A 26757-nucleotide genomic window follows, 5' to 3' on the forward strand; every position below is an offset into this window, starting at 1 on the left:
CAGGGCCCCCCGCGTCGCCCCGTACGGCGTGCCCTAAGCGGTCAGCTCCTCCTGGAGCGCCTCGCGCAGCCGCGCCGCGCGCTCCGCCACCTCGGGCGGCCCCAGTTCCACCGCCCGGCGGCACCACTGGTGGCCCTCGGCGAGGGCGCCGCGCCGGGCGGCGAGCAGGGCCAGGCGCAGGGCGGCGCGCCCGTGCCCGTCCTCGGCCGCGCGCGTCCACCACAGCGCGGCCTCGGGCAGGCTGCCTTCGCGGGCCAGGAGCAGGCCGAGGTTGAAGGCGCCGTTGCGGCTGCCCGCCTCGGCCGCGGCGCGGTACCAGCGCGCGGCCTCGACCACATCGCCCCGCGCCGCCGCGAACATGCCAACCCGGACCTGGGCGCGCCGGTGCCCCTGCTGGGCGGCGTGCTCGTACCAGCGGGTGCACTCGTCGCCCTGGCGCCCCCCGGCCGCGCCGCCGTCGCGGCGGTCCAGCAGGTCGGCGAGGCGGAACGCCGCCTCGGCGCTGCCACCCTCCGCCGCGCAGCGCAGGTTCCGTTCGGCGGCCGACGTGTGGCCGTCGCGCAGTTGGACGATGGCGACCTGGAGTGCGGCTTCGGTGTGCCCTGCCGCCGCGGCACGCTCGTACCACTCGTGCGCCATCCGTTCCGCGCCACGCTCGGCGTACAGGATGCCGAGGTTGAAGGCGGCGTCCACGCTGCCCGCCTCGGCGGCCTTGGAGAACCACGGCTCGGCGCCGGCCGAGTCGCCGCGCTGGAGCAGCATGATGGCGAGCGCGTTGGCGGCCTCGCGGTGCCCGGCGTAGGCGGCGCGGCGATACCACTGCTCGCCGCGGCCCTCCCGGCCCTGCTCGGCGCAGAGCAGGCCGATGTTGTACGCGCCGTTCACGTCGCCCGCGTCCAGCGCGGCGCGGTACCAGCGCTCGGCGGTCTGGGTCTCGCCGCGGTCGGCGTGCAGCGCGCCGAGCGCGTTGGCGGCGTTGCCGTCGCCGTCCTGGGCGGCGCGGCGCCACCACTCGGCGGCGCTCTCCTCGTCGCCCGCGTCGCGCAGCAGGAAGCCGAGGGCGCAGGCGGCCCGCGCTTCGCCGCCCTTGGCGGCGCTCAGGTACCAGCGTCCGGCCTCCTGGCTTTCGCCGCGCTCCTCCAGGAGCGTGCCCAGGTGCAGGGCGGCGCGGCGGTGCCCGCGGGCGGCGGCCTGGCGGTACCACTGTTCGGCCTCGGCGTCCGGGGCACCGCCGCCGCCCAGGGCGTTGGCACGGTCGTCCAGCAGGCGGGCGAGGCGGTACGCGGCTTCGCGGTGCCCGCGCTCGGCGGCGGTACGGAACCAGCGCTCGGCGCCCACGTCGCCGCGGTGCTCCAGGAGGTCGGCGAGGGCGTAGGCGCCCAGGCAGTGGCCCGACTCGGCGGACTGGCGCAGCCAGTACTCGGCGGCGGGCTCGTCGCCGCGCTCGCGGTAGTAGCGGCCGAGCGCGTGGGCGGCCGCGGCGGATCCGGCGACGGCGGCGACACGCCACCAGCCCGCCGCCTCGTCCGCGTAGCCGCGCTGGTGCAGGAGGACGCCCAGGTTGTTGGCGGCCGCGCGGTCGCCCGCCGCGGTGGCGGAGCGCAGGTACGGTTCGGCGCCGTCCAGGTCGCCGCGGCGCAGCAGCAGTGCGCCCAGCACGCTCATGGCTCCGGTGTCGCCGGCTTCGGCGGCCCGGCGGTGGCCCGCTTCGGTGACGGCCTCGGACGCCTCGGCGGCGGCGTCGGCCTCGATCACGTCCAGCGGCATGTCGGCATCACGCTGGTCCGGAAGCACGGTGTCCCGTCCGTCCGGAGTCCTGGATTCGCGCCCGTTGTCGGGCGCACGCACAAACCTGCCTGTCTCCAACAACCTTGCCTTGTCCCCCATGAGGGCCATCGTCGCACCACCCGCAACCCGCGTACACCTGGTATACCGCAGCCAGTGAGGTCACTACAGCGTTTTGTCGACTTCCCGATACAGAGACATGCCAAACTCCGTTCTCCCCACTCCCGTTCACATCTGGAAAAGACACACGCACCCGGGCGTGTCGCGCCACGCATGAAGAAGGCCCGGATCCCAAGGATCCGGGCCTTCTTCTTCAGTAGCGGGGACAGGATTTGAACCTGCGACCTCTGGGTTATGAGCCCAGCGAGCTACCGAGCTGCTCCACCCCGCGCCGTTGTGTAACCAAGGTACCACGGCACAGAGGTGGTGCCCGACCCACGAGGGGCCGGGCCGCGGTGTCAGCCTCCGCCGGTGCCGCCGTTCTTGCCGGCGTCACCCTTCTGTGCGGACTTCTTCTCCGCCTCGGCCGCCCGGTCCAGGGCCGCCTTCAGCTTCTTCTGCGCCTCGCCGTAGCCGCCCCAGTCGCCGTCCCTGCGGGCCTTCTCGCCCTCCTCGTACGCCTTCACGGCGTCGTCGAGGGCCTGCTGGACCGTCTGGTCGGCCGGCGGCTGCTTGCCCGTGTCGCCGTCACCGGACGGCGGTTGCTCCGTACCGGAGCCCGGCGGCTTCTTGCCGAACACGACGTCGAGCGCCTCGGCCAGGTTGTTGCCCAGGACGGGATCGTTCTCGCCGTAACTGACCAGCACCTTCTTCAGCAGCGGGTAGTTGGTGCCCGCGCCGCGCAGATAGACCGGCTCCACGTACAGCAGGCCGCCGTTCATCGGGACCGTCAGCAGGTTGCCGTACTCGATCTCGGAGTCGCCGAGTTTCTTCAGGATGTTCAGCTCGTTGGCGATCTTCGGATCGGAGTTGAACTTCGACTGGACCTGCTGTGGCCCCGGCACCGGTGTCTGCGACGGCAGTTTCAGCACTCTGATCCTGCCGTAGTCACCGCTGGTGGCGTTGGCGTCGACCGACATGAACGCGCCCAGGTTGTCGCGCTTGTTGGGGGTGAACGTCGTCGTGAGCGCGAAGGTCTGGGCCTTCTGGTCCGGCATCTTCAGGCTCTGGTAGTACGGCGGCACCGAGTTGCCCGATTTGTTCGTCGGGTCGTTCGGCACCTGCCAGCGCTCGCTGCCGGTGTAGAAGGTGTTCGGGTCGGTGACGTGGTACGTCGTCAGCAGCTGACGCTGCACCTTGAAGAGGTCCTGCGGGTAGCGCATGTGCTCCATCAGGTCCTTGCTGATGGAACTCTTCTTCTCGACCGTCCCCGGGAACGACTTCATCCAGGTCTTCAGGACCGGGTCCTTGGTGTCCCACTGGTAGAGCTTGACCGAGCCGTCATAGGCGTCGACCGTGGCCTTGACCGAGTTGCGGATGTAGTTGACCTGGTTCTGCTGGGCGACGACCGCCCGCTGACCGTCGGTGAGCGAGTCGGCCGTGGTGTCACCGAGCGTGGTGCGCGAGGCGTACGGATAGCCGTTGCTCGTCGTGTAGGCGTCGACGATCCACTGGATGCGCCCGCCGACGACCGCCGGGTAGGCGTCGCCGTCGATGGTCAGCCAGGGGGCGACCGCCTCCACGCGCTCCTTGGGCGTGCGGTTGTACAGAATCCGCGAGCCCTCGCCGATGGCGCCCGAGTAGAGGATCTGCGGCTCGCCGAACGCCACCGCGTAGGCGGCGCGGTTGATCGGGTTGGCGAGATTCACCCCGCTCTTGCCCGTGTAGCTGTAACTCTTCTCGCCGCTCTTGTCGGAGGAGTAGTCCAGCTCCTTCTGCGGGCCGCCCACGATCGAGTACTGCGTGGTCTTCTCGCCGTAGTACACACGCTGCTCATACGGGCCGAACTGGCCCTTCGAGGGCAGCTCGCTCTCGGTGTAGGCCGGCTCGCCGCCCTCGGCGAACGTGGTGCCCTTGGCCGCCACCGCGCCGAACCCGTGGGTGTACTTGAAGTGGTCGTTGATCCAGTTCCGCTCGGAGACACCCGCGAGGTTCAGCTCGCGCAGGCCGATGACGGTGTCCTGGTCCTTGCCGTCCTTGTCCTTGTAGCGGTCGACGTCGAGGGTGGACGGGAACTGGTAGTAGCTGCGGACCTGCTGGCGCTGCTGGAAGGCCGGGGAGACCACGTTCGGGTCGAGCAGACGCACGCTCGCGGTGGTGTCGGCCGCGTCCCGCAGCTTCTGCCGGTCCGTGTCGTCCTTCGGCTTGTAGTTGCCGTTGTAGCTCTGCACGTCGACACCGTTGATGTCGTACGCGTCACGGGTCGCCTTGATGTTCTGCTTGATGTACGGCGCTTCCTTGGCCTGCTCGTTCGGCTGGACCTGGAACTTCTGCACGATGGCCGGGTACAGGCCGCCGATCAGGACCGCGGAGAGCACCATCAGGCCGAAGCCGATGACCGGCAGCTGCCAGGTGCGGCGCCACAGCGTCGCGAAGAAGAGCACCGCGCAGATCGCCGCGATGAAGAACAGGATCGTCTTGGCCGGCAGATAGGCGTTGGCGTCCACATAGCGCAGACCGGTCCAGCCGTCGGCGGACTTCAGCCCGCTGGACTTCACCGCCAGGCCGTACCGGTCGAGCCAGTACGCGATGGCCTTGAGCGACACGAAGATGCCCAGCACCACGGACAGGTGTCCGGTGGCGGCGGCCGTCGCGCGCGAGCCGGGGCTCGTGACACGCAGCCCGCCGTACAGGTAGTGCGTGAGCGCCGCGGCGATCAGGCACAGCACCGCGCACGCGAAGCCGAAGCTCAGCAGGAAGCGGAACCAGGGCAGGTCGAAGGCGTAGAACGAGACGTCCTTGCCGAACTGCGGGTCCTTCTGATCGAACGGCACCCCGTTCACCCACTGGAGCCACGTACGCCACTGGCCGGAGGCCGAGGCACCGGCGATCAGCCCCACCACCGCGGTGACCGCGATCAGCGCCCACTTCTTGTACGGCGCGATGCCCATCCGGTAGCGGTCCAGGCTCTGCTGCTCCATGGACATCGCGCTCAGCGGCGGCCGCAGGCGGTGCGCCAGCCAGATGTTGACTCCGACCGCGGCGGCCATCAGGACGCCGAAGGCGAAAAACAGTCCGATCTTGGTCCACAACGTGGTGGTGAAGACCGAGGAGAATTTGACCGACCGGTACCAGAGCCAGTCGGTCCAGAACCCGGAGAACATGACGAAGAGCATGGCCAGCACGGCCAGCACGCCCAATGTCATGAGCAGGGTCCGGACCCGCCGGGACGGTCGGCCGACTCTGATCCGTGGCCCTGTCGAGCCTCCGCCGCGGTCCGGCATCTGGAAAGCCAAGGTGCGCACCTCGAAGTTCGCTGTCGTGTTGAGCAGGCCCGGCGATAGTAGGACCCACTGTTGCAACTTACTAAGGCTTTACTCGGTTCCCGTTTTCCGGGGTCCGCAGGGCACGATATTGGGCATGAACAACCTTCCCGTCGACGGCACCCCCCTCGCCGCCAGCCCGCTGACCCGCGCCGTACTCGAAATCGACGAGTACGCCGCCGGGCTCGGCTGGGACCAGCCCGCCCGCCTCTTCGCCCTCGTGGACACCGCCCAGCTCCGTGAGCAGGAACCTTCGCTCGCCGAGCAGCTCGGTATCGACGACTCCACCACCGCCTCGCTGACCCCCGTCGAGCAGGACGAGATCCCCGCCGGCGCCCCGCTGGACGAGTTCCTGGCCACCATCGGCTGGCCGGACGCGGTGGCCGGCTGCGCGATGACCGTGGAGCGGCTGATGCTGCCGCCGTCCGCCGAGGACTCCGTACCGGCGGGCATGGACGATGCCCAGCTCGCGAAGTGGGTCGCCGACCACCCGGACCGCCAGGAGGTGCGGATGACGGTGGCGGTGCTGCGGGACGGCACCCGGGAGTCGGCGCTGCGGCTGCGCGAGAAGGACTCCACGTCCGAGGTGCTGACCGGCTCGGAGCTCGTACCGGGGCTGGCGGACGCGCTGGCCGCCACCTTCGAGAGCTGACGGAGCGGCCTGTCCGGGGCCGGGGCGGCCTGCCCCGGCCCGGCCCGCCGTGGCCTCCCGGGGATTCTGGGAGACGCCCGGCCGCCGCGTCCCTGTACGGCAGGGGTGTACGGCAGGGTCCGGGCTCCTACGGGCCGCCTACTTGTTCGCGGGACAGCTCGGCAGGCCGGCCGTGTCACCCTTGCGGATCTTCTCCAGGGACTTCAGCGCGTCCTTGATGGTGTCCACCTTGACCAGGCGCAGGCCCTCGGGGTGGTCGTCGACGACCGTCGCGCAGTTGTCCTTGGGGGTCAGGAAGTACTCCGCGCCCTTGTTGCGCGCGCCGACGACCTTCATCGCGATGCCGCCGATCGGGCCGACCTTGCCCTCGGCGTCGATCGTGCCCGTACCGGCCACGAACTTCCCGCCGGTCAGGTCGTCGGGCGTGAGCTTGTCGATGATTCCGAGGGCGAACATCAGCCCGGCGCTGGGGCCGCTGACGTCGGCCAGCTTGATGTCGACGTTGAACGGGAACGTGTAGTCGATGCCGGCCTGGATGCCGACCATGGCCCGCCCGCCGTTCTTCGCCTTCGCGGTCGTGACGGCGACGTCCTTGGTGGGGCCCTCGGGCCGCTTGCCCTTCTTCTGGGCCGCGGCCGCCTCCTTGGCCGGGATGACCGTGAAGACGGCCTGCTCACCGGGCTTGTGCCGGGTGACCAGTTCGGCGACGTCCGTGTTGGCCTTGATCTCCGTACCGTCCACGGCCTTGATCACGTCACCGGCGTGCAGCTTGCCGTCCGCGGGTGCGTCCTTGACGACGGATGCCACCACCGTCTGGGAACCGACCGGGAGGTTCAGCTGCTTGAACGCCGCGACCTTGGCGCTCTCCAGGGACTGCGAGAACTCCTCGGCGTTCTGCTGGTCGGACTGCTCGGCCGTCTGGCCCTCCGGGTAGAGGGTCTTGTGGGGCACCACGATGCTGTCGTGCTCCAGCCAGCCGACGACCGCCTCGAAGAGGTTCATCCGGTACTCGGCGCCGGTGACCCGGACCGTGACCATGTTCAGGTTGCCGGAGGTCGGGTACGTCTTGTGGCCGGATATCTGCAGCACCGGCTCGCCCTTGTGCTCACCCAGCGTGTTGGTGGTGGGCCCCGGATACATCTTCGAATACGGAACGGGAATCACCATCCCGGCGCAGATCAGCGCAATCAGCATCACGAGAGAGGCGAGCAGCGTCGCGGTGCGGCGTGGCATGGAACGACAGTACGGGACGGCGGTGTCACCCGGTCCCCGGGGCCGTCCGTCCGGGGACGGGCACAGCCCGGCGGGGACGGCGGCCGACCGGAGCCACGGCGGCCGCTTGCGACCGCGTACGGCGGCCACGGTCCCGGCTCAATCTGCCATGCTCATGCCGCGTCGGAACCGGAGTGCGCCTTCTCGGGCTTCTCCATCGCCTCCCGGAAGCGCGCGTAGCCCGCCAGTTCCGCGACATCGCCGGTCCTGCGGTTGCGTGATGCCCAACTGCTCCACACGACGGCGGCGATGGCGGCGAGAACCGGAATCAGCAACCAGAGGAGCGCTCCCATAGCGGCCTCCCGACCCCTTGTAACAACCGCAACGACGAATAAGCAGATTAACCATCTGCCGGGTCAACGCTTACGCCAGGGGCCGGGTTACGCAACTGGAGCGCGCGTAAAGGCTTTACCGAAGCCCGCCCGGAACGGTCACCACCGCCCGGAACCGGCCGTCAGCAGGCGCCGACCCACTCCTCCGTACCGTCCGAAAAACGCTGGTGCTTCCAGATCGGCACCTCGTGCTTGAGGTCGTCGATCAGCTGTCGGCAGGCCGCGAACGCCTCCGCCCGGTGCGGGCAGGAGACCGCCACGACGACGGCCAGGTCTCCCACGGCCAGCTCGCCCACGCGGTGCACCGCGGCCATCGCGCGTACGGGGTGGTCGGCGGCCACCTTCTCCGCGACGCGGCGCAGTTCGGCCTCGGCGCTCGGGTGCGCCGAATAGCCGAGGGCGTCGACGTCGGCGCCGCTGTCGTGGGAGCGGACCGTACCGACGAACAGGGCCGTACCGCCGGCGGCCGGATCGCCGACGGCCGCGAAGACCTCGTCCAAGGACAGCGGGGTGTCACGGACCGCGAGGAGGCGGATCGCGTCCGCGGCTCCCTGCTCGCCCGGGTGGTCATTCGTGCCTGGCATGGCTCCATCGTGCCGTACGCGGAGGCGGCGCGGGGAACGGCCTTTCCACCGGCTCTGCGCGAGCCCGTATGGAGGCTCCTACAGACGGACGGCCGTACGGGCTCCCCACGACCGTACGAAAGCCCTCCCAGAGCCGCACGGTGCCTCTGCACGGCCGTGCAGAGGCACCTCCGCGGCCCGACGCAGGCCACCGGCCATCGATCGGGGCTCAGATGCGGCGGCGGGCCTTGCGGGCGCGGCGTACCAGGGCGGCGGTGCCCAGGAGGGCGACCGTCGCGCCGGCCGCGCCGGCCGCGGTGGCGTCCTTGCGGCCCAGGCGGCGGCCCGCGACCGTGTGCCGGCCCGCGACCTCCTCCAGCAGCTCGGCCAGCACCTCCTCGTTCGTCCACCGGGGGCGCCAGCCCGCCTCGTGCAGCCGGCTGCCGCTGACGACCCACGGGTGCATCGTGTACGCCAGGTCCCCCGCGGGCGACGGGGTGAGGCCGATACGGTGCAGCCGGGCGGCGGCGCCGAGCGCCACCGAGGACGGCAGCTCCATGCGCCGGATGCCGGTGAGCTCCTCGACCTCCTCCTGCTCCAGCCACCCGTCGCAGCCCACCGCCAGCTCGCCCTCGACCTTCTCCAGCGCGGCGTACTCCAGGGCGCTGACCAGGTCTTCCACATGGCAGAACTGCCAGGCGGGGCGGGAACCGGCGACGACCAGCAGCCGTGGCGACTCGAAGTAGCGGGTCAGCGCGGTGTCCGTGCCGCCCACCAGGACGGTGGGGCGCAGGACGGTGACGTTCAGGCCGGGGTGCGCGCGGGGCGCGCGGTGTGCCAGGCGCTCGATCTCCAGGAGGTCGCCGACCCCGGTGGCGTCGGCGGTGGCCCGCAGCTCGGCGTCCTCGGCCAACGGTACGTCGTTGTCCGGGAGCGCGCCGTAGACCATGGCGGAGGTGCAGAGCACGACCCGGTGCACGCCGGCGGCCGCGGCGGCGGTGAGGACCGTCTGCGTACCGCGCACGTTGTACGCCGTACGGGCCGCGGCGTCGGTCTCCAGGTCGAGGTCGACGGCCAGGTGCACGACGACGTCGGCGCCGCGCAGCTTGTCGGCGATGGCCGGGTCCCGGACGTCCAGGACGTGCCAGTGCGCCTCGGCGGCCTCGCCGCGCCGCTCGTCGATGGCCACCACCCGCTTGACCTCGTCGGACTCGGTCAGCGCCTGGGTCAGCAGGGCGCCCACCCCGGAGGCGGCGCCGGTGACCGCGACGACGGGGCGGCGCAGCGGCCGGCCGGGCGCGCCGCCCGCCTGTTTTCCTGCGTTCTCGGTCTCGGCCGCAGCGTTTCGCGCTGCGCGAACGGTCGGATCTGGGGAACTCACCGGGCGTCTCCAGCGGTTGTCTTCAGTGCGTAGGCGTGCTGACGCGTACGTACCAGGTGGCGTCCATCCTGCCGCAGGCGCCGGGACGGCGGAGCACCGAGCCCCGAAGCGGGGCGGGTGTCTAGGCTGGAAGAGAATGTCGGGCAGCCGCCGCCGGCCCCGGGCCGGCGGCCCTACGAGCCGAGGAAACCCGTGAGTGACACCCCATTTGGATTCGGCCTTCCGCCGGAGGAGCCGGAGGACGGCGACAACGGCAAGAAGAAGGGCGGCCAGGGAGGTAGCCAGGGCCCCGCGAACCCGTTCGGATTCGGCGGCGGGAGCGGCGGCGCGGACAACCCGTTCGCGGCGCTCTTCGGCGGCATGGGCGGTCCTGGTGGCGAGATGAACCCTGGCGACCTTGGCGCCGCCTTCCAGAAGCTGGGCCAGATGCTCTCGTACGAGGGCGGTCCGGTGAACTGGGACATGGCCAAGGACATCGCGCGGCAGACCGTCGCGCAGGGCGCCGAGGACGGCAGCAAGGACGCGAGCGTCTCCCCCGGAGAGCGGGCGGCCGTCGAGGAGGCCGTGCGCCTCGCCGACCTGTGGCTGGACGGCGTGACGTCACTGCCGTCGGGCTCGAACACCGTCCTGTCGTGGAGCCGCGCCGAGTGGGTCGAGGAGACCCTGCCGGTGTGGAAGGACCTGGTGGACCCGGTCGCGGAGCGCGTCGGCGCGGCCATGGGCGACGTCCTGCCCGAGGAGATGCAGGCCATGGCGGGCCCGCTGCTCGGCATGATGCGCTCCATGGGCGGCGCCATGTTCGGTACGCAGATCGGGCAGGCGCTGGGCGTCCTGGCCGGCGAGGTCGTCGGCTCCACGGACGTCGGGCTGCCCCTGGGGCCGGCCGGTAAGGCCGCGCTGCTGCCGGGCAACATCGCCAACTTCGGCTCCGGCCTCGGCGTGCCCGAGGAGGAGGTGCGGCTCTACCTGGCCCTGCGCGAGGCCGCCCACCAGCGGCTCTTCGCCCACGTGCCGTGGCTGCGTTCGCACCTGTTCGGCGCGGTCGAGGGCTACGCCCGCGGGATCAAGGTCGACACGACCAAGCTGGAGGACGTGGTCGGCCAGCTCGACCCGCAGCACCCCGAGGAGTTGCAGAACGCCCTTCAGCAGGGCATGTTCCAGCCCGAGGACACCCCGGAGCAGAAGGCCGCGCTGGCCCGCCTGGAGACGGCACTGGCCCTCGTCGAGGGCTGGGTGGACGCGGTGGTGCACGCCGCCGCCTCCCCGCACCTGCCGTCGGCCGACGCGCTGCGGGAGACGCTGCGGCGGCGCCGGGCCACCGGCGGCCCGGCCGAGCAGACCTTCGCCACGCTCATCGGCCTGGAGCTGCGTCCGCGGCGCCTGCGGGACGCCTCGCGGCTGTGGGCCCTGCTGACGGACGCGCGGGGCCTGGACGGCCGCGACGCGCTGTGGGAGCACCCGGACATGCTGCCGACGGCCGGCGACCTGGACGACCCGGACGGCTTTGTCCACCACGAGCAGCCGGACTTCTCCGAGCTGGACAAGATGCTCGGTGAGGCGGCGGGCGGCGGTGCCTCGAAGCCCGACCTGACGAAGGAGACCGGTGAAGGCGCCGGTCAGGGCGGCTCCGCCGAGGGCGGCAAGCCCGAGGGCGAAGACGGCAAGGGCAACAGCGACAAGGGCGACAGCGACAAGTGACCCTTCACGACGACGCGGCGCGGGTCCTCAAGGAGTGGCCCGCGCCGTCCCCTGAGCAGGAGCGGCTGCGGCTCGCCTACCTGGACCACCTGGCAGCCCACCCCGACGGCATGGGCAAGCCCTGCAAGGACGGGCACATCACGGCCAGCGCCCTGGTCATCGACCCGGCGCACGGCCGGGTCCTGCTGACGCTGCACCGCAAGCTCAAGATGTGGCTCCAGATGGGCGGGCACTGCGAGCCGGAGGACGCCACGCTCGCGGACGCGGCGCTACGCGAGGCGCGCGAGGAGTCCGGGATCGCGTCCGGGCTGACGCTGCTGGGCGGGCCGGTGCGCCTGGACCGGCATGCGACGCCGTGCGCGTGGCACCTGGACGTGCAGTACGCGGCGCTGGCGCCCGCCGGGGCCGAGGCGGTGATCAGCGACGAGTCGCTGGATCTTCGCTGGTTCCCGTACGACGAGGTGGCGGGCGTGGCGGACGACTCGGTCGTCCGCCTCGTGGAGCGCACGCGCGCGCTTCTCTAGGACGCGTCTCCAGGACCCGCTGCGGCCGCCCGCGCACTCTCGTACGGAGGATGCGGGCGGCCGGTACACGGTGCCGGCGGCCGGTACGCGCGGCCGGTGCGCGGTGCGGGCGGCCGACGCGCCGGTACGCGCCCGGCGGCCGGCACGCCTCAGTTGGTGAAGATGTTGCCCTGGTTCTGCCCGTGGGCGCCCTGCTGCCCCATGCCGAACTGGGCGGCCAGACCGGAGCCGATGACGGCGTTCTGCGGCGGCAGCAGCTCGCTGGGCTGGACGAGCGCGTAGCCCTGTCCCAAGAAGCTCAGCTCCCAGCCCTCGCCCGTGCTGCCGCGCCGCCGCCACACGCCCGAGGAGTGCGTCTGCGCCTGCATCTGCACCCGGAGCGAGGCGGACCAGGCGACCACCGCGTCCGCGTCGGCGTTGACGTACTTGTCCGGGGTGACCTGCATCATCAGCGGCTGGCCCGAGGTCATCAGCACGACCTTGCCCCGGCCGGAGATGTTGAGCTGGTACTTGCCGGTGCCGGAGATCCCGTACTGGCTGTCCACCGAGATCACCTCCCAGTGGAGGCCGGAGTCCAGCGCCAGCACGTAGTTGCTGTCCACGGTCAGGCCGTCGTGGTCGACGTCCATGACGTGCACGTACTGCGCGAGGTTGGCCAGGTAGACGGTGCCCTGCCCGGAGACGCGCATCAGGTCCAGGCCCTCGCCGGAGGCCGCGCGGGCGCGCTGCTGCCCCGGCGTCTGATAGTTCCCGTCGAATTCCAGCAGGCCCTGGTAGGCGACCATGCTGCCCTTACGGGCGAGCAGGTCCTCGTGGCCCTGGAGGGCGACCCGCAGCAGCTGCGGGTTCTGCAGCGCGTACCGGTCCTGGGTCTGCGCCTCGGTGTAGGCGAAAAGCGGACTCTGCATGATGGCTTGACGTCCTCCCCCTCAGCCCCGGGCCCGGAGCCGGTCGGTGCTGTCCTCACTGGGCTGTACGACGACGAAGCCCTGCCCGGAGAAACCGAGCTGGTACGCCTCGCCGCTGCCGCGCCCGATCATCGAGGACGCCTTGAAGCTGCGCTTGCCCTTCATCTTCAGGTTCGTCGACCAGGCGACGAGCGCGTCCGGGTCGACGTACGTCTCGTCGTCGCCGCGGCCGCAGTCCACCACGATCGGGGTGCCACGGGAGGTCAGCGCCACCCAACCGGTGCCCGAGATGCCCACGTTGAAGAGCCCCTGGCCGGCGAACTTCGCCATGCCCTTGACGCGCTGCACGCCCCACTGGAGATGGGCGTCGAAGGCCAGCAGGCTGGTGCCGTTGACGGAGATCGAGTCACCGTCGAGGTTGACGCAGACGACGTCCGCGCCGTAGTCGGCGAGGTAGAGCAGGCCGTCTCCGGTGCACTTCATCAGGGGCGCGCCCTCGCCGGTCAGCCACTGGGAGGCCATCTGGCGCACGGCGGGCGGGTTGGGCTCGTACTGGACGAAGCCCTCGTAGGCGACCATCGAGCCGGTGCGGGCGAACACGTCCTGGCCGCTCTGCATGGCGATCTTCACCATCGCGCTGCCGTGGTTCTCCATACGGGCGGCGGGTGCGGTCGGGGCGTGGCCCGGAACTTGCTGTTCGTACATGGCGGGCTCCCTCAGACCTCGTAGGGCTGGACGACGACGAAGTTTCCGGGCGCGCCGCGGAACTGGAGGTTCACGGTCTCGCCGGAGTGTCCCGGATACGCGCTGCGGCGCAGGCTCACCTGGCTGGAGATGATCACCTGGGAAGCGGCCGACCAGGCGACGATGGCGTTGGCGTCCGCGAAGGTCGTCGGGGTGACCGGGAGGACGACCGGGGTGCCCTGGGTCTTGACGACGACCGTGCCGCTGCCCTGGAACTGCATGGTGAACAGCGCGCCGCCCGGAATGCCGTGCCCTTCGATACGGCGGGTCTCGTACTGGAGCGACCCGTCGAAGGCGAGCACGCTCTCGGCCGACACGCAGATCGCGTCGCCCTGGAGCTCGATGGGGTGCACGTGGGCGCTGTTGTCCGCGAAGAACACCTGGCCCTGACCCGTGCAGCGCATCAGCTGCATCTCCTGGCCGGTGGCGTTGCCCACGATGCGGCCCCGGATGCCGGCGCCCTTGTAGTTGAAGTCGACCTTGCCCTGGTAGAGGACCATGCTGCCCTGGCGGGCGAGCACCGGCTGGCCGTCGACGCCGAGGTCGGCACGGATCAGCTTCTCGTTCTGCGGGGTCCAGCGCTGCCCCGTAGGAGCTTCGCGGTACTTCTCCAGGACGACGCTGAGGCCGGGGCCCCCGCTCTGGGGCTGACCGTGCGGGGTGGGCTGGCCGTACGGGGCGGGCTGCCCCTGGGGCGCGCCATACGGGGCCGGGATGGGCTGGCCGGGGAACTGCTGGCCCTGCTGGCCGTACGGGAGCTGGGGCGGAGCTTGGGGCGCCTGAGGCGGCTGCCCCGGCTGGCCGTACGGCGGCGGTGCCTGCTGGTACGGGTCCTGGCCGTACGGCGGCTGCTGCACGGGGAACTGGCCGGGCGGTGCGATCGGAGCCGCGATGGTCGGGGCTGAGTGCACCTGCGGCGCCGACTGCTGAGGCGGCTGGGCCTGCGGTGGCGGCTGAGGCGGCTGCGCCTGGGCCGGAACCTGCGGCTGGGGAGGGGGCGGGGGCTGCTGGCCCTGGGGACCGCCTAGAGGCGCGCTCGGAGGCGCGCCGAAGGCCGGGGCGGGCTGCTGCGGTACGGCGGGAGCCGGGGCGGGCTGCCCCTGTGCCGCCGGAGGGGCGAAGCCCGGCGGCGGCTCGGAAGCCTTGGGCGGCGCGAAGCCCGGCACGTCACCCTGCGGCGCGGGCTCGGCCGCGGGCTCTTCCTCCGCGACCTCGCCGCCGAAGTTCTTCAGCAGCGCCTCCAGGCCGCCGTCGAAGCCCTGCCCGACTGCGGCGAAGCGCCACACGTCCTTCAGGTAGAAGTCGCCGAGCATCACGGCGCGCTCGGTGCTGAACTCGGCGCCGTTGAACGCGTAGCGGGCGACTTCCTCGCCGCCGGCGACGATGCGCAGGTAGCCGGGGCCGACCTGGGACATCTGGCCCGCGCCGTCGAGCGTGGCGGTGAAGGAGAGCTTCTGGATGTGCTGCGGAATCCGGTCGAGCGTGACCCGGAAGGACTCGGTGTCGCCTGCCTGGGCGCCCAGCAGCTGGACCGACCCCTCGGGCGACGCGGGCTGGTTGAAGAAGACGAAATACCGGTCGTCGGAGAGCTGCTCGTTCGCGTCGAGACCGAAGCAGCTGATGTCGAAGGTCAGCCCGGGACCCGCGATCTGCACACCCACGTACAGATCCGTCCCGGCCGTCAGGTCACTGATCTTGGCCTTGTGGCCCCGCTGGAATTCCCTGGCCATACGTAACGACCGTCCCCCGCTCCCGCTCCGCGCTCTGATGACGTCGCGCCAGGCTAACCGCTGCCGCCGACAGCGGGCGATGCCGGGCAGCGGCGCGAACCGGGCGGAATGGGCCCTATTCCGTACGGGCCGCGGGCAACTGCGGCAGCCGCTCCGCCGCGACCACCCCTTCGAGATAGCCGCGCGCACGCTCCGTACGCGGGTATGACTCCAGGAGCTGCCAGAAACGCTGTCCGTGACCGGGGACGAGCAGATGCGCCAGTTCGTGGAGGAGTACGTAGTCGACGACGTACTCCGGCATGCCCTGGAGCCGGTGCGAGAGGCGGATGCTGCCCTCGGCGGGCGTGCAGGAGCCCCAGCGGGTGTTCTGGTTGGTGACCCAGCGCACCGTGCCGGGCCGCGCGCGGCCGCCCAGGTACTGCTCCGACAGGCGCTCGGCGCGCTCGGCCAGCTCGCCGTCGCCGAGCTTGCGCCTGCTCTCCTGCGCGGCGAGCTTGTCCAGCATCACCGTCACCCAGCGCCGCTCCTCGGTCTCGGACATCCGGGCCGGGATCAGCACGATGGTGCGGTCGCCCTCGCGGTAGGCGGAGACCGTACGGCGCCGCCGCGAGCTTCTGCGGACCTCGACCGCGCTCGCCACGGAGCCCTCGGTCGCGGGGCGCGCGGCGGTCCTGCGTTGGGGATCTGCGGCTCGGCGCAAAGGGTCGGCGGGCACGCCCCGACGTTACCCGCTGCCCGCACGGGAAGTCCCGCCCTCGGGTTCTGCCATGCGCCCGAAACACTCAGAGGCAGGTACGGCTTGTACGACTATTGCCTGCCGGCTGTGGATAACTTCCGATGCCCGCGCGGCGGCCGGGGGATGCTGAAGGCCGCTGGACGGAATGCGATCGACGGGGGGCGGCTCATGTATCCGATGCTCAAGCCCGCGCTGCGGCGCGGATGGCGGAACCGGGAAACGGTGCGGTTCGGCGTGGCGCCGGCACACGCGGTGGAACTGGGCCCGGTGGACACGGCCACCGGGAGTTTTCTGGCCTTGATCGACGGCACACGCAGTCTGGAGCAGCTGGGGGACGCCGCCGAATCACTGGGGCTGCCGGCCGAGAGCGCGCGGCGGGTGGTGGACCGGCTGGGGCGGGCCGGCCTGCTCGACGCCCCGTCGGCGGGCGGACCGGCGGCGGACACGGTGCGCGCGGACTCCGCTGCCTTCGGCCGGCTCCGGGCGGATCTCGCGTCGCTGTCCGTGCGGCATCCCGAGGTCGCGGGCGGACTGGAGCGGATGGGGGCGCGCCACGCCATACGAGCGCGGGTGCGCGGCGCGGGCCGGGTGGGTGCCTCGGTCGCGGCCCTGCTGTCGGCGGCGGGCATCGGGCGGGTGGAGGTGCAGGACGGCGGGAAGGTCGAGCCCTGGGACGTCGTGCCGGGCGGGGTGCGGGCGGAGCAGATCGGTGTGCGCCGGGACACCGCCGCCCGCAGTCTGGTCCACCGTGCCTCGCCCTGGTCGCGTGGGCCCCGCCCCGGCGGCGGGTCTTCGGAAGCGGGCGAGCCGGGCCTCGGGCTCGTCGTGATCGCACCGCGCGACGGCCTCGCCGCCTATGCCCCCGATCCGGCCCTGTGCGAGCCCTTCCTGGCGGCGGGCATCCCCCATCTGTTCGCCGGGGTGGTCGAAGGGACCGCGGTGGTGGGTCCCTTGGTCCTGCCGGGCGGCTCGTCCTGCGCGGGCTGCCTGGAGCTGCGGCGTACGGACGCGGAGCCGGCCTGGCCGCGGCTGCTGGCCCAGTGGCGGTCGGGGCGCGGCGCGCCGGCCGTTCCGGCCTGCGACGCGGCTCTGGCGACGACGGTGGCGGGGCTGGCTGCCGTACAGGCGCTGGCGTTTCTGGACGGTCAGTTGCCACCCTGCACGGGTGCCCGGATGGAGGCCGCGCTGCCCTGTGCGGACTGGCGGACGACGCGGATCGCGCCGCATCCGGAGTGCGGCTGCGGCGCGGCGGGACCGTCCGGCACCACGGGCGCCTCGGATCCGCGTCGGCGACACGTAACAATGGCGGAGTAACCCCGGTTGGGGACAGTGTGAGTTGGAGGGGCGAATGTCAGATCTTCCCCGCAAGGCGGTCACCCGTACCGCCAAGCTGGCCGCGCTGCCACTGGGATTCGCCGGCCGCGCCACCTGGGGGCTGGGCAAGCGGATCGGCGGCAGATCGGCCGACATCGTCGGCCGTGAGCTCCAACAGCGGACCGCCGAACAGCTCTTCCGGGTGCTCGGCGAGCTGAAGGGCGGAGCCATGAAGTTCGGGCAGGCACTGTCCGTCTTCGAGTCGGCGCTGCCGGAGGAGATCGCCGGTCCGTACCGCGCCGCGCTCACCAAACTTCAGGAAGCCGCGCCGCCCATGCCGACCGATTCGGTGCACGCCGTACTGGCGGAGCGGCTGGGCGAGGACTGGCGCGAGCTGTTCACGGAGTTCGACGACAAGCCGTCGGCCGCCGCGTCGATCGGGCAGGTGCACCGCGCGGTCTGGCACGACGGCCGCGCGGTGGCCGTCAAGGTGCAGTACCCGGGAGCGGGCGCGGCGCTGCTGTCCGATCTGTCGCAGCTGAGCCGGTTCGCCCGGCTGCTCGGTCCGCTGATCCCCGGCATGGACATCAAGCCGCTGATCTCCGAGCTGCGCGACCGGGTCTCCGAGGAGCTGGACTACTCCTTGGAGGCGGAGGCCCAGCAGGCCCACGCCGAGGAGTTCGCCGACGATCCCGACGTGCTGGTGCCCGCGGTGGTCCATCAGAGTGACCAGGTGCTGGTGACCGAGTGGATGGGCGGCGTCCCCCTCTCGGAGATCATCGCCAACGGCACCCGGGAGGAGCGCGACCGGGCCGGGCAGCTCCTCGCCCGCTTCCTCTTCTCCGGCACCGCTCGCACGGGCCTGCTGCACGCCGACCCCCACCCGGGCAACTTCCGGCTGCTGACCGGCGACGCCCCCGACGGCCCGGCGGAGACATGGCGGCTGGGCGTCCTGGACTTCGGCACGGTCGACCGGCTGCCGGACGGTCTGCCGTCGACGATCGGCGCCTCACTGCGCATGACCCTCGACGGCGAGGCCGAAGCGGTCTACGAGCTGCTGTGCGAGGAGGGCTTCGTGAAGGAGTCCATCGAGCTGGACCCCGACGCGGTGCTGGACTACCTGCTCCCGATCATCGAACCGGCGCAGGTGGACGACTTCACCTTCACCCGCTCCTGGATGCGCACCCAGGCCGCGCGCATCGCCGACCCCCGCTCCCCCGCCCACCAACTGGGCCGACAGCTCAACCTGCCCCCCTCCTACCTGCTCATACACCGCGTGACGCTGAGCACGATCGGCGTCCTGTGCCAGCTGGGAGCCACCGTCCGCCTGCGCGACGAGCTGGAGGCCTGGCTCCCGGGCTTCCGCCCCGCCGACGCCTCCGGCCCGTCCGTTCCCGAACAGCACCACCCCACGGCGGAGGAGAAACCGGCCTGACGCGTACGGAGGATCGACTCCCCCCACGCGGCGCCCCCACATGACGGCCCGCCGCGTGGCGGTCCACTGCATGGCGATCCACCGCGTGGCGATCCACCGCATATCGGTCCGCCGCATGGCGATCCACCACATGGCGATCCACCGCGTGGCGATCCACCGCGCGTGGCCCGCTGCGGGGCGTACTGCGGGGCGTACTGCGGACCGCCTTCACCGTGTCGGGATCGGGTCCAAGTGGGACTCGATGACGCGGAGGTTGGCGCGGGTGCAGGTGTCGCAGAGGTGCTGGCGGGTGCCGTGGGCGATGGTGCAGGTCCAGGTGGGCGGAGTGCCCTCGGCGGTGGTGCCGCACTGGGCGCACACCGCGTTGCCGGTGGTCAACTCCGCCTGTTCATACGTCTTCTGGTTCATCAGCCGACAATATCCCCGTCACTGCCGGGAAAGGGGGCACAACGCCTCAGAGGCCGCCCAGTTGGACAGCCCCTGAGGTACGTGGTGTTGCGTGGTCGCGTGATGCGGCGAAGGCACCGCCGGGCAGCCCGGCACCGTACGGATGCCGGGCTGCCGGTGGGTCACTGCATGACGGCCATGGCCAGAGCGCGCCGGGCGCGCAGCGACGCCCGCTCGGCGCGGCGCTGCATGCGCCGGGCCGTGGCGAGGTGCTGGGCCCTGCGTTCGGACTCGGCCTCCCGCAAGCGCTCTTGCATATGTGCGCGAGCCAGGGCTTCTGGGATGAGTTGCATTTCACGGGTCCTGTTCTGGCGCGACTCGATCACGCCGGAGTTCGCGGGTGCGGTGCTGTCGGTCAGGCTGGGGTTGTTCATCGGGTCCTGCTTCTGGGGGTCCCGCTGGGCGGGACGGTCGATCGTTCCGGTGCCGCTGGTGTAGGTGCCGCTGAGATTCATGCCGCGACCGGGTTCTTGCGCGGACGGCCACGCGGACGCTTGCGGGGCACCACGACGCCCTGGACGAACAGTTCGCCGCCCCAGACGCCCCAAGGCTCACGACGGTCCTTGGCGCCGGCGAGACACGCCTCGCGCACCGGACAGGTCTGGCACAGGGACTTGGCGTACTCCACGTCGGCCGGGGTCTCGGCGAAGAAGACCTCCGGGTCGTAGGTACGGCACGGCACGGCGGCGCCGAGTCGGTCGATCTCGTCGTCGAGCTCGGTGAGGGGCAGCAAGGGGGTCTCCTGGGAGTCGGGCGGGGGAATCAGGTCGGTGGCGACGGACGGGGTGTGCGTCTGGAGTTGCACGGTGGTGTGTTCCTCGTCTGTTCGGCCCGGCTGGTGGCTGGGCGCGTGGGCAAAGCAAAAGGGCCGCGGATCCCGGTGTGGGTTCCGCGGCCCTGGAAGGTGCCGACCTGATCATGCCAATCAGGCTGGATCTCTCCAGGGTTCGTGCCCGCGGTGGGCCCACATGTCCTGCTGCGTCTCGTACTGCTCCCGGGATTCGGCACCGTTGGCCGCCGCGTGGGCAAAGGCATGCGTATTCGCTGCCTGTGCCGTCGCTGCTACTGCGGGTGCCTGGGTCGGTCGCTCGTCGCACTTGGCCTCGGGCAGGAACACCGAGGAAGCGGCACGGGAGACCTGAAGACCGGACAGTCGACCGGAGCCGGACAGACCGGTACCCAGAAGCGAGGCACCGAGCGGGCAGGTGGCGACGACCGAACGATCGGTCATTTTCTGGGTCTCGATGAAGCTGATCACTGGTCTCGCCTCCTCTCGGCGTCTCGAAGGACCGGGAAACCCGGTCCGGGCTTGTTCAGTACAACACGAATCCAGCGGATCCCGGAAGGCCCGTTGTTCTCGTGCCTGTGAAGGCTATGGGGATGCGCTCCGCGCGCGCAAACTATTTTTCTGACGACTTTCCGGAGCTTCTTGCAGTGCCCTCCGGGAGATCGTCCGGCGACGGCTCGTCCGCTGCCGTGACGAGCTCCTCACCTGCGCACAGTGCGAGGACGTCGGCACCGAATCGGCCCAGCTTGCGTCCCCCCACACCGGGGATGCCGGCCAGCTCCCCTTCGGTTCCCGGGACGGCTTCGGCAATGGCCATCAGGGTCTTGTCGGTGAAGACGCAGTACGCCGGCTGACCCAGCTGCCGTGCCTGCTCGGCCCGCCAGTCGCGCAGCCGCCCGTACAACGCCTCGTCGAGCTCGCAGGGGCAGTCGTCGCAGCGCATGAGCTTCATCTCGCCCGCGTCGGTGAGCGTCTTGCCGCAGACCCGGCAGCGGGCGGGCGACCGGCTCCGCCGCTTGCCGGCGCCCTTGGCACCCCCGGCGCCCCGCTCGATACCGCCCGCGGTGCCTGCCGCCGCACGGCGCCCCGCGCCTGCCGATCCGGGCCGCAGACCGTCCAGGAAGCGGCTGGGGCGGCGGACCGCCCGGCCCCCCGGAGAGCGCGACAGGGACCACGACAGGCCCAGATGCAGGCGGGCGCGGGTCACGCCGACGTACAGCAGACGGCGCTCCTCCTCGACCTGCTCGTCGGTCTTGGCGTAGGTGATCGGCATCATGCCCTCGGTGAGGCCGACCAGGAAGACGGCGTCCCACTCCAGGCCCTTCGCCGCGTGGAACGAGGCGAGCGTCACACCTTCGACGGTCGGCGCGTGCTGGGCGTTGGCCCGCTCGTCCAGCTCGGCGACCAGGTCGGCGAGGGTGGCCGCCGGCCGGGCCTTGGCGAAGTCCTCGGCGAGGCGGACCAGCGCGGCCAGCGACTCCCAGCGGTCGCGCACGGCACCGGACCCGGCCGGGGGCACGCTCGTCCACCCCATGTCGCTCAGTACAGCCCGCACCTCGGACGGGAGGTCCACGGCGTCGTCCAGGAGGGCGTCGTTGGCGCCGAAGCGGGCGGCGCCGCGCAGCTTGACGCCCGCCTCGCGCACCTCGGGCCGCTCGAAGAACCGCTCGGCGCCGCGGAGCTGATACGGCACGCCGAGGTCGGCGAGGGCCTGCTCGTAGACCTCGGACTGCGCGTTGATACGGAAGAGGACCGCTATCGCGCTCGCCGGCACGCCGGACGCGATCAGCTCGCGGATACGCCGGGCGGTGCCCTCCGCCTCCGCGGGCTCGTCCCCGTACTCCACATACGCGGGCTCGGGTCCGGCGTCCCGTTGCGAGATCAGCTCCAGACGGTGCTCGGCGGCACGGCCGCGCGCCTGGGAGAGCAAGCCGTTGGCGAGGTGCACGACCTGGGGGGTGGAGCGGTAGTCGCGGACCAGCTTGACGACTGTCGCCTGCGGATGGCGGGTGCGGAAGTTCAGCAGGTGGTCGGGGGTGGCGCCGGTGAAGCTGTAGATCGTCTGGCTGGCGTCGCCGACGACGCAGAGGTTGTCCCGGTCACCGAGCCACAGGTCCAGCAGCCGCTGCTGGAGCGGGCTGACGTCCTGGTACTCGTCCACGACGAAGTGCTGGTACTGGGCACGGACCTGCTCGGCGATGTCGTGCCGGTCCTGGAGAACACCGACCGTGAGCAACAGCACGTCCTCGAAGTCGATGGTCCCCCGATCGCGCTTGAGCTGCTCGTACGTCCCGTAGATCTGCCCGATCTCGGCCGGGTCGCGGGGGGCCTCGCGGCCGGCCTTGTGGAGGGCGGCCGGGTAGTCGGCGGGCACGGTCTGGGTGACCTTGGACCACTCGATCTCGCCCGTGACGTCACGCAGCTCATTGCGGTCCAGGCGGATACGGCAGCGGGCGGCGGCCTCCGCGACCAGCTGGACCTTGCGCTCCACCAGCCTCGGCACCTCGCCGCCGACCGCCTTGGGCCAGAAGTACTGGAGCTGCCGCAGAGCGGCGGAGTGGAACGTCCGGGCCTGCACCCCGGCCGCCCCGAGCTGCCGCAGCCGCCCGCGCATCTCCCCCGCCGCGCGGGCGGTGAAGGTGACGGCGAGCACCGTGGAGGGCTGCAGAATGCCCGCCCGCACCCCGTACGCGATGCGGTGGGTGATCGCGCGGGTCTTGCCGGTCCCGGCACCGGCCAGGACGCACACGGGCCCGTGCAGAGCCGTGGCGACCTCGCGCTGCTCGGGGTCGAGGCCGTCGAGCACCGCGTCGGCACCCTCAGGCGTGGCCGGGAACTGGGTCGCGGCCGCAACCTGCGGGAAGAGAGTGGAGTCCGATGCTGCTGTCACCCCGCCATGCTGCCAGGTCGACCGGGGCAGCCGGGAAAGTTGTCCACAGCCGCCACCCCGCGGTCATACGAATGCCCGCACCCACAGGACGCGGAACCGCGGATGCGGAATCACGGACGCGGGACCGCGCGCAGCCGTTCGCGCACGGGACCGGTCCGGCCGGGAATGGTCCGGGGCAGGCAGACGTTCCCGTACTGCAAACGAGCCGAGCTTGAAGGAGCGCGAGGACCCATGGCGGGCACTGTGACGATGTACAGCACCACGTGGTGCGGCTACTGCCGTCGGCTGAAGGGCCAGATGGACCGCGAGGGAATCGCGTACACCGAGATCAACATCGAGCACGACCCCGAGTCCGCAGCCTTCGTCGAAAAGGCCAACGGCGGCAACCAGACCGTACCGACCGTCCTGGTCGTCCCCGCCTCCGGCGAGGAATCGGTCATGACGAACCCGTCCCTGGCCCAGGTCAAGCAGGCTCTCGGCGTCTGATCCCGGGTCTTCGCGGGTTTTCGCGGGCGAACCCCCGGTCGTGGTGACCGGGGGTTCCGTCGTGTCCGGACTGCGGGGCTCGTCATGCCCTGACCTCGTCCATGAGCATCCGCAGCGTGAGCGAGTGCTTCTCGGGCGGCAGCCGGTCCAGCGCCGCCTGCGCGAAGGACACCCCTCCGGCGCGGTCACCGGACCGGGCCAGCATCAGCCCCCGGTGCATCTCCAGGTGCGTGGCGAACCTCGGCAGACTCCCCGGAAGCTCGCGGCGCGCCCGCTCCTGGGCCTCGACCGCTCCCTTCTCGTCCCCCACCCGCGCCAGCAGCAGGGACAGGAAGACGTTCATACGCCACCAGGGGACCGCGTAATCCGACGTCTGCTCATGGCTACCGACACGGTCGAAGAGGCGACGGCCGTGATCGGCGAGACGTACGGCGGTCGCTCGGTCGCCTCGGACGGCTGCCGCGTGCGCTTTGCCCATCACGGCGTTCACGAGCCCGAGGGACGGCTTCTCAGAGATGGCCATGGCCTGGTCCGCCAGTACGTCGGCGACTCCCAGTGAAGCGCCCTCGTATCCGAGGGCAATCGCGGCACGGCCGCGGACCCATACACGGGCCTGTTCGTTCCCGGACCGGTCGGCGGCCCGGGCAGCGGTGCGGTACCAGGAGACGGCCTTGGAGCCGTCCGAGCCGGGGAACGTCTTGGCGTACAGGGTCATGAGCCGTGCGGCCACCGACCACAGGCGGGGATCGTCGAGCTGCTGCTGCACCACGACGAGTTCGCCCGCCACGCGACGCTGGATGTCAGCGGCCCCCATCGACATGTAGTCGGTGCCGTACGTGGCCAGGGTGGCTTCCCAGCGTTCCGCCGACGGGCCGCCGCGCAAGCGGGCGGCGAACCCCACACTGAGCAGGTCCGAAGCCACCACAGGAGCTATCGCGGTGGCGGCGACATCGCTGATGAAGGTACGCCGGTCCACTTCGCCCTCAAGGGTGACCAGAGGAACGTCCAGAACGGCCGACAGGTGCCGCAGGTGGTAGGCCCCCGGCGCCACCTTGGAACACTCCCACCGGCTCACGTACTCCCGCGTCAGCCCGGTGCCGAATGCCTTGTTGACCTCCGCCGCCAGACGTCCCTGGCTCCAGCCGCGAGCCGTGCGCAGGCTTCTGATCAGATCCCCGATGGGCATGGGTCCATGAAAGCCGATGTCAGCGAGTTGAGGTCCCCGCCGTACGAGGCTCCGGCGCCGGATGAGGGTGACCAGGTAAAGCAGGAGACGGCGACGTACAGGGACCGTCTCCGGTCACTCCGGACGGCGGCTGTAGCGCTCCACCGTCTCCTTCGATGTGGACGCTTCCTTGAAGATCAGTTCCCACGGTCCGGTGTTCACGTCGAAGTCCTTGCCGAATCCGACCCACTTCCCGGCCATACGCCTACCGGTCGGTTCGGCCAGCAGTTGGACGGCGCCGTGGTAGCGGGCCCCGGCGTAGTAGCCGTCCGTCGCGGTCTGCTCCACCCAGGTGCCCGTGATGACGTTGCCGTCCACGGTGAGGTCCAGGGACAGCGCGGAGTCGGGGCGGGAAGACGCTCCGGGGAGTGACTGGCCGGTGAGCCGATTATCGTTCTGCACCAGTACGACGTAGTGGGCACCGGCGAAGGTCTGTCCCCTCCCGGACGAGTAGAACTCGTATCGACTGAGCCACACGCCCGCGTAGTGCGCGCGACCGGCTGTCCGGGCTGCCGTTTCGGCATCGGCGGAGGCGGGGGCGACGCCGTCCGCCCCAGGGGCCAGGTCGTGCCCTCCGGCACCATCGTCGCGGAGCCGGATCATGACCGGCAGCGCGAACCCGAGGGACTCGATGGGCAGCCCGGTGACCTTCTCCAGGGCGCGTACGTATACGGGCCGAGGCACCCGGGTCGTACCGCCCTCCCAGCGCTGTACGAGCCGCTTGTTGGCGTCGTTCGGTTCGCCCGCCTCGACGCCCGCCTTCCGCAGCGCACGGGCCATGTCGTCCTGACTCATCCGAAGCGAGAGGCGAACAGCCCGTAGGGCTTCGTTCGCCGTGAGGTCCGGCGCGATCGTCATAGATCCAAGCTAGACCCAACTCGGGCGTTATGACACCGGTTTGACGTCTTGCGTGTGACGCCACTTGGACACTTGACGGACGTCCTGGCGCCGTCGCAGTGGCACGCGACCGCCCGGAAACATGAGCGCCATGACCGAAAACCCGACGGACAGGTACAAGGCGTGCGAGGCATGCGAACTGCTGAAAGCGCTCGAAGTCGAGGGGCGGGAGGGTCGGGATCAGTCGATGGAGGTGGACGCCCGGGTGCGGTACCGGCGGCATATGAGGGAGGCGCATCGGCGGGAGATTCCGCTTCCGCTGTGAGGGGGGAGGGCGGGGTGGTTCCGCCGTGTCCGTTTCCTTGTGGGATCTGTGTGGCCAGGGGCAGGCAGTGGACGGCGGCCGGGGCGGAGACGGGTGGGGCCGGGGCCTGATGCGGCCCCGGCCGGGGTGGTGTTACGGCTTGGGCAGGGGCTTGCCGTACCAGAGTTCGATGAGGCGGGCGGCGATGGAGATGCCGTACGGGGGCAGGACCTCGCCGGATTCGAAGGCGGCGCGGAGGTCCTCGCGGGAGAACCAGCGGGCCTCTTCGATCTCCTCGCCGTCCACCTGGATCTCGGAGGACGTGGCGCGGGCCATGAAGCCGAGCATGAGGCTGGAGGGGAAGGGCCACGGCTGGCTGGCGACGTATTCGACGTCGCCGACGACCACGCCCGCCTCCTCGAAGACCTCGCGGGCCACCGACTGCTCGATGGACTCGCCGGGCTCGACGAAACCGGCGAGGGTGGAGAAGCGGCCCTCCGGCCAGTGCACCTGGCGGCCGAGCAGCGCGCGGTCCTCCTCGTCCGTGACGAGCATGATCACGGCCGGGTCGGTGCGCGGGTAGTGCTCGGCGCCGCAGGCGGGGCAGCGGCGGATGTGGCCGGCGGCCGCGATGACGGTGCGTTCGCCGCAGCGGGAGCAGAAGCGGTGCAGGCGCTGCCAGTTCTCCAGGGCGACGGCGTGGACGAGCAGCCCGGCGTCGCGCGGGGAGAGCAGGAGGCCCGCCTCGCGCAGACCGGCGGGGCGCGCGGACTGGTCCATGCGCCCCGGCAGCGAGTCCTTCTGGAGTGCGAAGTAGCGCACGCCGTCCTCGTCGGTGCCGAGGAAGTAGCGGTGCGTCTCGGTGAGCGGCGCCTCGAAGGAGGGCGTCATGACCAGTTCGGTGCGGCCGTCGGGGGTGTCGTCGACCAGCGCCTGGCCTCCGGAGACCACGAAGACGCGCGTCGTCGGGTGACTCCAGGCCGCCGCGAGCCAGGCCTCGTCGAGACGGTGGCCGGCGGCTCTGTCGATGCCGCTCGGCGCGCTGAAGGTGATCGGCCGGTCGGCGCTGTGGTCGGTCCAGGTGGTCACTGCGGTTTCCAACTCCCCCTATGGGCGTGGGTGATTGCTGCCCGCGGGCTCGGCCGCCGGACGGGTGGCGGTACGGGCCGCACGGCCGCCGGGCGGGTAGCGGTACGAGGCGCACGGGTGGCGGTACGAGCTGTACAGACGGCGGTACAGACGGCGTGAGTGGTGCGGCGGTGGCGATGGTGAGGGCGGTAGTGGC

At 71.3% G+C, this 26757-nt stretch carries 25 protein-coding genes and 1 tRNA gene; 7 read left to right on the plus strand and 19 right to left on the minus strand.

Annotated elements, in window-relative coordinates:
* Nucleotides 1-33 precede the first annotated feature (33 nt).
* The 3 genes from A6A06_RS02740 to A6A06_RS02750 form a co-directional block, all read right to left on the minus strand.
* Nucleotides 34-1896 carry a tetratricopeptide repeat protein gene (locus tag A6A06_RS02740; protein ID WP_199930647.1) on the minus strand — a complete coding sequence of 621 codons (1863 nt, stop codon included), beginning with the start codon at nt 1894-1896 and terminating at the stop codon, nt 34-36.
* Nucleotides 1897-2102: 206 nt separating this feature from the next.
* Nucleotides 2103-2176: transfer RNA gene (locus tag A6A06_RS02745), tRNA-Met, on the minus strand.
* Between the two features lie 67 nt (nt 2177-2243).
* Nucleotides 2244-5168: a UPF0182 family membrane protein gene (locus A6A06_RS02750; RefSeq protein WP_079193816.1), complete on the minus strand. Its 2925-nt coding sequence runs from the start codon at nt 5166-5168 to the stop codon at nt 2244-2246.
* A 136-nt stretch (nt 5169-5304) separates the two neighbouring features.
* On the opposite strand from A6A06_RS02750, the gene A6A06_RS02755 reads away from it, so the two are divergent.
* Nucleotides 5305-5859: a PPA1309 family protein gene (locus A6A06_RS02755; RefSeq protein WP_073758381.1), complete on the plus strand. Its 555-nt coding sequence runs from the start codon at nt 5305-5307 to the stop codon at nt 5857-5859.
* Between the two features lie 138 nt (nt 5860-5997).
* On the opposite strand, the gene A6A06_RS02760 is transcribed toward A6A06_RS02755, so the two are convergent.
* The 4 genes from A6A06_RS02760 to A6A06_RS02775 all read right to left on the minus strand — a co-directional run bounded on the left by A6A06_RS02760 (nt 5998) and on the right by A6A06_RS02775 (nt 9407).
* Entirely contained in the window at nt 5998-7092 is a 1095-nt protein-coding gene (locus A6A06_RS02760) for a YlbL family protein (protein WP_073759717.1), read from the minus strand.
* A 152-nt stretch (nt 7093-7244) separates the two neighbouring features.
* On the minus strand, nt 7245-7424 hold the full coding sequence (locus A6A06_RS02765; protein ID WP_030662384.1) for a hypothetical protein: 180 nt from the start codon (nt 7422-7424) through the stop codon (nt 7245-7247).
* 161 nt (nt 7425-7585) lie between these two features.
* On the minus strand, nt 7586-8047 hold the full coding sequence (locus tag A6A06_RS02770) for a molybdenum cofactor biosynthesis protein MoaE (protein WP_073758383.1): 462 nt from the start codon (nt 8045-8047) through the stop codon (nt 7586-7588).
* Between the two features lie 208 nt (nt 8048-8255).
* Entirely contained in the window at nt 8256-9407 is a 1152-nt protein-coding gene (locus A6A06_RS02775) for an SDR family oxidoreductase (protein WP_073758385.1), read from the minus strand.
* 192 nt (nt 9408-9599) lie between these two features.
* Here A6A06_RS02775 and A6A06_RS02780 point away from each other — a divergent pair, with 192 nt between their 5' ends.
* Both A6A06_RS02780 and A6A06_RS02785 read left to right on the plus strand, forming a co-directional pair.
* Nucleotides 9600-11105 (plus strand): zinc-dependent metalloprotease, encoded by a 1506-nt coding sequence (locus tag A6A06_RS02780; protein WP_073758387.1) that lies wholly within the window; start codon nt 9600-9602, stop codon nt 11103-11105.
* On the plus strand, nt 11102-11629 hold the full coding sequence (locus A6A06_RS02785; protein ID WP_073758389.1) for an NUDIX hydrolase: 528 nt from the start codon (nt 11102-11104) through the stop codon (nt 11627-11629). Before A6A06_RS02780 ends, A6A06_RS02785 begins: the two co-directional genes overlap by 4 nt.
* 149 nt (nt 11630-11778) lie before the next feature.
* Here A6A06_RS02785 and A6A06_RS02790 read toward each other — a convergent pair whose 3' ends face one another.
* The 4 genes from A6A06_RS02790 to A6A06_RS02805 all read right to left on the minus strand — a co-directional run bounded on the left by A6A06_RS02790 (nt 11779) and on the right by A6A06_RS02805 (nt 15726).
* Nucleotides 11779-12537: an AIM24 family protein gene (locus A6A06_RS02790; protein ID WP_073758391.1), complete on the minus strand. Its 759-nt coding sequence runs from the start codon at nt 12535-12537 to the stop codon at nt 11779-11781.
* 21 nt (nt 12538-12558) lie between these two features.
* On the minus strand, nt 12559-13242 hold the full coding sequence (locus A6A06_RS02795) for an AIM24 family protein (RefSeq protein WP_073758393.1): 684 nt from the start codon (nt 13240-13242) through the stop codon (nt 12559-12561).
* Between the two features lie 11 nt (nt 13243-13253).
* Nucleotides 13254-15011, minus strand: a complete 1758-nt coding sequence (locus A6A06_RS02800) for a TerD family protein (protein WP_073758395.1) — start codon at nt 15009-15011, stop codon at nt 13254-13256.
* Nucleotides 15012-15126: 115 nt separating this feature from the next.
* The gene (locus A6A06_RS02805) at nt 15127-15726 is read right to left on the minus strand and encodes a M48 metallopeptidase family protein (RefSeq protein WP_073758397.1); all 600 of its coding nucleotides are present in this window, start codon (nt 15724-15726) and stop codon (nt 15127-15129) included.
* A 189-nt stretch (nt 15727-15915) separates the two neighbouring features.
* Here A6A06_RS02805 and A6A06_RS02810 point away from each other — a divergent pair, with 189 nt between their 5' ends.
* Nucleotides 15916-17061 carry a TOMM precursor leader peptide-binding protein gene (locus A6A06_RS02810; RefSeq protein ID WP_199930648.1) on the plus strand — a complete coding sequence of 382 codons (1146 nt, stop codon included), beginning with the start codon at nt 15916-15918 and terminating at the stop codon, nt 17059-17061.
* Between the two features lie 34 nt (nt 17062-17095).
* A complete protein-coding gene (locus tag A6A06_RS02815) occupies nt 17096-18496 on the plus strand; it encodes an ABC1 kinase family protein (protein WP_073758399.1) in 1401 nt (466 codons plus the stop codon).
* Between the two features lie 207 nt (nt 18497-18703).
* Here the strand turns inward: A6A06_RS02815 and A6A06_RS02820 are convergent, their stop codons facing one another.
* From A6A06_RS02820 to A6A06_RS02840, 5 genes are all read right to left on the minus strand, one after another.
* Complete coding sequence (locus A6A06_RS02820) at nt 18704-18904, minus strand: hypothetical protein (protein WP_073758401.1); 201 nt, start codon at nt 18902-18904, stop codon at nt 18704-18706.
* A gap of 161 nt (nt 18905-19065) precedes the next feature.
* Nucleotides 19066-19398: a hypothetical protein gene (locus A6A06_RS02825; protein WP_073758403.1), complete on the minus strand. Its 333-nt coding sequence runs from the start codon at nt 19396-19398 to the stop codon at nt 19066-19068.
* Entirely contained in the window at nt 19395-19748 is a 354-nt protein-coding gene (locus tag A6A06_RS02830) for a WhiB family transcriptional regulator (protein ID WP_003984433.1), read from the minus strand. The genes A6A06_RS02825 and A6A06_RS02830 overlap by 4 nt, the downstream gene beginning before the upstream one ends.
* A gap of 120 nt (nt 19749-19868) precedes the next feature.
* The gene (locus A6A06_RS02835; protein ID WP_073758405.1) at nt 19869-20201 is read right to left on the minus strand and encodes a hypothetical protein; all 333 of its coding nucleotides are present in this window, start codon (nt 20199-20201) and stop codon (nt 19869-19871) included.
* 142 nt (nt 20202-20343) lie between these two features.
* Nucleotides 20344-22620 (minus strand): ATP-dependent DNA helicase UvrD2, encoded by a 2277-nt coding sequence (locus A6A06_RS02840; protein ID WP_079193750.1) that lies wholly within the window; start codon nt 22618-22620, stop codon nt 20344-20346.
* 231 nt (nt 22621-22851) lie between these two features.
* Here A6A06_RS02840 and A6A06_RS02845 point away from each other — a divergent pair, with 231 nt between their 5' ends.
* Nucleotides 22852-23106 (plus strand): mycoredoxin, encoded by a 255-nt coding sequence (locus A6A06_RS02845; protein ID WP_073758409.1) that lies wholly within the window; start codon nt 22852-22854, stop codon nt 23104-23106.
* Between the two features lie 82 nt (nt 23107-23188).
* Here the strand turns inward: A6A06_RS02845 and A6A06_RS02850 are convergent, their stop codons facing one another.
* The gene (locus A6A06_RS02850; protein WP_073758411.1) at nt 23189-24292 is read right to left on the minus strand and encodes a helix-turn-helix domain-containing protein; all 1104 of its coding nucleotides are present in this window, start codon (nt 24290-24292) and stop codon (nt 23189-23191) included.
* Between the two features lie 114 nt (nt 24293-24406).
* Entirely contained in the window at nt 24407-25189 is a 783-nt protein-coding gene (locus A6A06_RS02855; RefSeq protein WP_073758413.1) for a helix-turn-helix domain-containing protein, read from the minus strand.
* Between the two features lie 130 nt (nt 25190-25319).
* Between A6A06_RS02855 and A6A06_RS02860 the strand changes: the two genes are divergently transcribed.
* Nucleotides 25320-25493 (plus strand): hypothetical protein, encoded by a 174-nt coding sequence (locus A6A06_RS02860; protein WP_199930649.1) that lies wholly within the window; start codon nt 25320-25322, stop codon nt 25491-25493.
* Between the two features lie 132 nt (nt 25494-25625).
* Here A6A06_RS02860 and nudC read toward each other — a convergent pair whose 3' ends face one another.
* A complete protein-coding gene (gene nudC, locus A6A06_RS02865; protein WP_073758417.1) occupies nt 25626-26561 on the minus strand; it encodes an NAD(+) diphosphatase in 936 nt (311 codons plus the stop codon).
* Nucleotides 26562-26757 lie beyond the last annotated feature (196 nt).

The sequence above is a fragment of the Streptomyces sp. CB02923 genome (genome assembly GCF_001905005.1).
In the GTDB taxonomy this organism is placed as follows: Bacteria; Actinomycetota; Actinomycetes; order Streptomycetales; family Streptomycetaceae; genus Streptomyces.

What these genes read in the sequence shown, in the direction of transcription:
- A6A06_RS02740 (WP_199930647.1), bottom strand. Translation starts at nt 1,896, where the DNA reads ATGGCCCTCATGGGGGACAAGGCAAGGTTGTTGGAGACAGGCAGGTTT.
- A6A06_RS02750 (WP_079193816.1), bottom strand. Translation starts at nt 5,168, where the DNA reads ATGCCGGACCGCGGCGGAGGCTCGACAGGGCCACGGATCAGAGTCGGC.
- A6A06_RS02755 (WP_073758381.1), top strand. Translation starts at nt 5,305, where the DNA reads ATGAACAACCTTCCCGTCGACGGCACCCCCCTCGCCGCCAGCCCGCTG.
- A6A06_RS02760 (WP_073759717.1), bottom strand. Translation starts at nt 7,092, where the DNA reads ATGCCACGCCGCACCGCGACGCTGCTCGCCTCTCTCGTGATGCTGATT.
- A6A06_RS02765 (WP_030662384.1), bottom strand. Translation starts at nt 7,424, where the DNA reads ATGGGAGCGCTCCTCTGGTTGCTGATTCCGGTTCTCGCCGCCATCGCC.
- A6A06_RS02770 (WP_073758383.1), bottom strand. Translation starts at nt 8,047, where the DNA reads ATGCCAGGCACGAATGACCACCCGGGCGAGCAGGGAGCCGCGGACGCG.
- A6A06_RS02790 (WP_073758391.1), bottom strand. Translation starts at nt 12,537, where the DNA reads ATGCAGAGTCCGCTTTTCGCCTACACCGAGGCGCAGACCCAGGACCGG.
- A6A06_RS02795 (WP_073758393.1), bottom strand. Translation starts at nt 13,242, where the DNA reads ATGTACGAACAGCAAGTTCCGGGCCACGCCCCGACCGCACCCGCCGCC.
- A6A06_RS02800 (WP_073758395.1), bottom strand. Translation starts at nt 15,011, where the DNA reads ATGGCCAGGGAATTCCAGCGGGGCCACAAGGCCAAGATCAGTGACCTG.
- A6A06_RS02810 (WP_199930648.1), top strand. Translation starts at nt 15,916, where the DNA reads ATGTATCCGATGCTCAAGCCCGCGCTGCGGCGCGGATGGCGGAACCGG.
- A6A06_RS02815 (WP_073758399.1), top strand. Translation starts at nt 17,096, where the DNA reads ATGTCAGATCTTCCCCGCAAGGCGGTCACCCGTACCGCCAAGCTGGCC.
- A6A06_RS02820 (WP_073758401.1), bottom strand. Translation starts at nt 18,904, where the DNA reads ATGAACCAGAAGACGTATGAACAGGCGGAGTTGACCACCGGCAACGCG.
- A6A06_RS02825 (WP_073758403.1), bottom strand. Translation starts at nt 19,398, where the DNA reads ATGAATCTCAGCGGCACCTACACCAGCGGCACCGGAACGATCGACCGT.
- A6A06_RS02845 (WP_073758409.1), top strand. Translation starts at nt 22,852, where the DNA reads ATGGCGGGCACTGTGACGATGTACAGCACCACGTGGTGCGGCTACTGC.
- A6A06_RS02850 (WP_073758411.1), bottom strand. Translation starts at nt 24,292, where the DNA reads ATGCCCATCGGGGATCTGATCAGAAGCCTGCGCACGGCTCGCGGCTGG.
- A6A06_RS02855 (WP_073758413.1), bottom strand. Translation starts at nt 25,189, where the DNA reads ATGACGATCGCGCCGGACCTCACGGCGAACGAAGCCCTACGGGCTGTT.
- A6A06_RS02860 (WP_199930649.1), top strand. Translation starts at nt 25,320, where the DNA reads ATGACCGAAAACCCGACGGACAGGTACAAGGCGTGCGAGGCATGCGAA.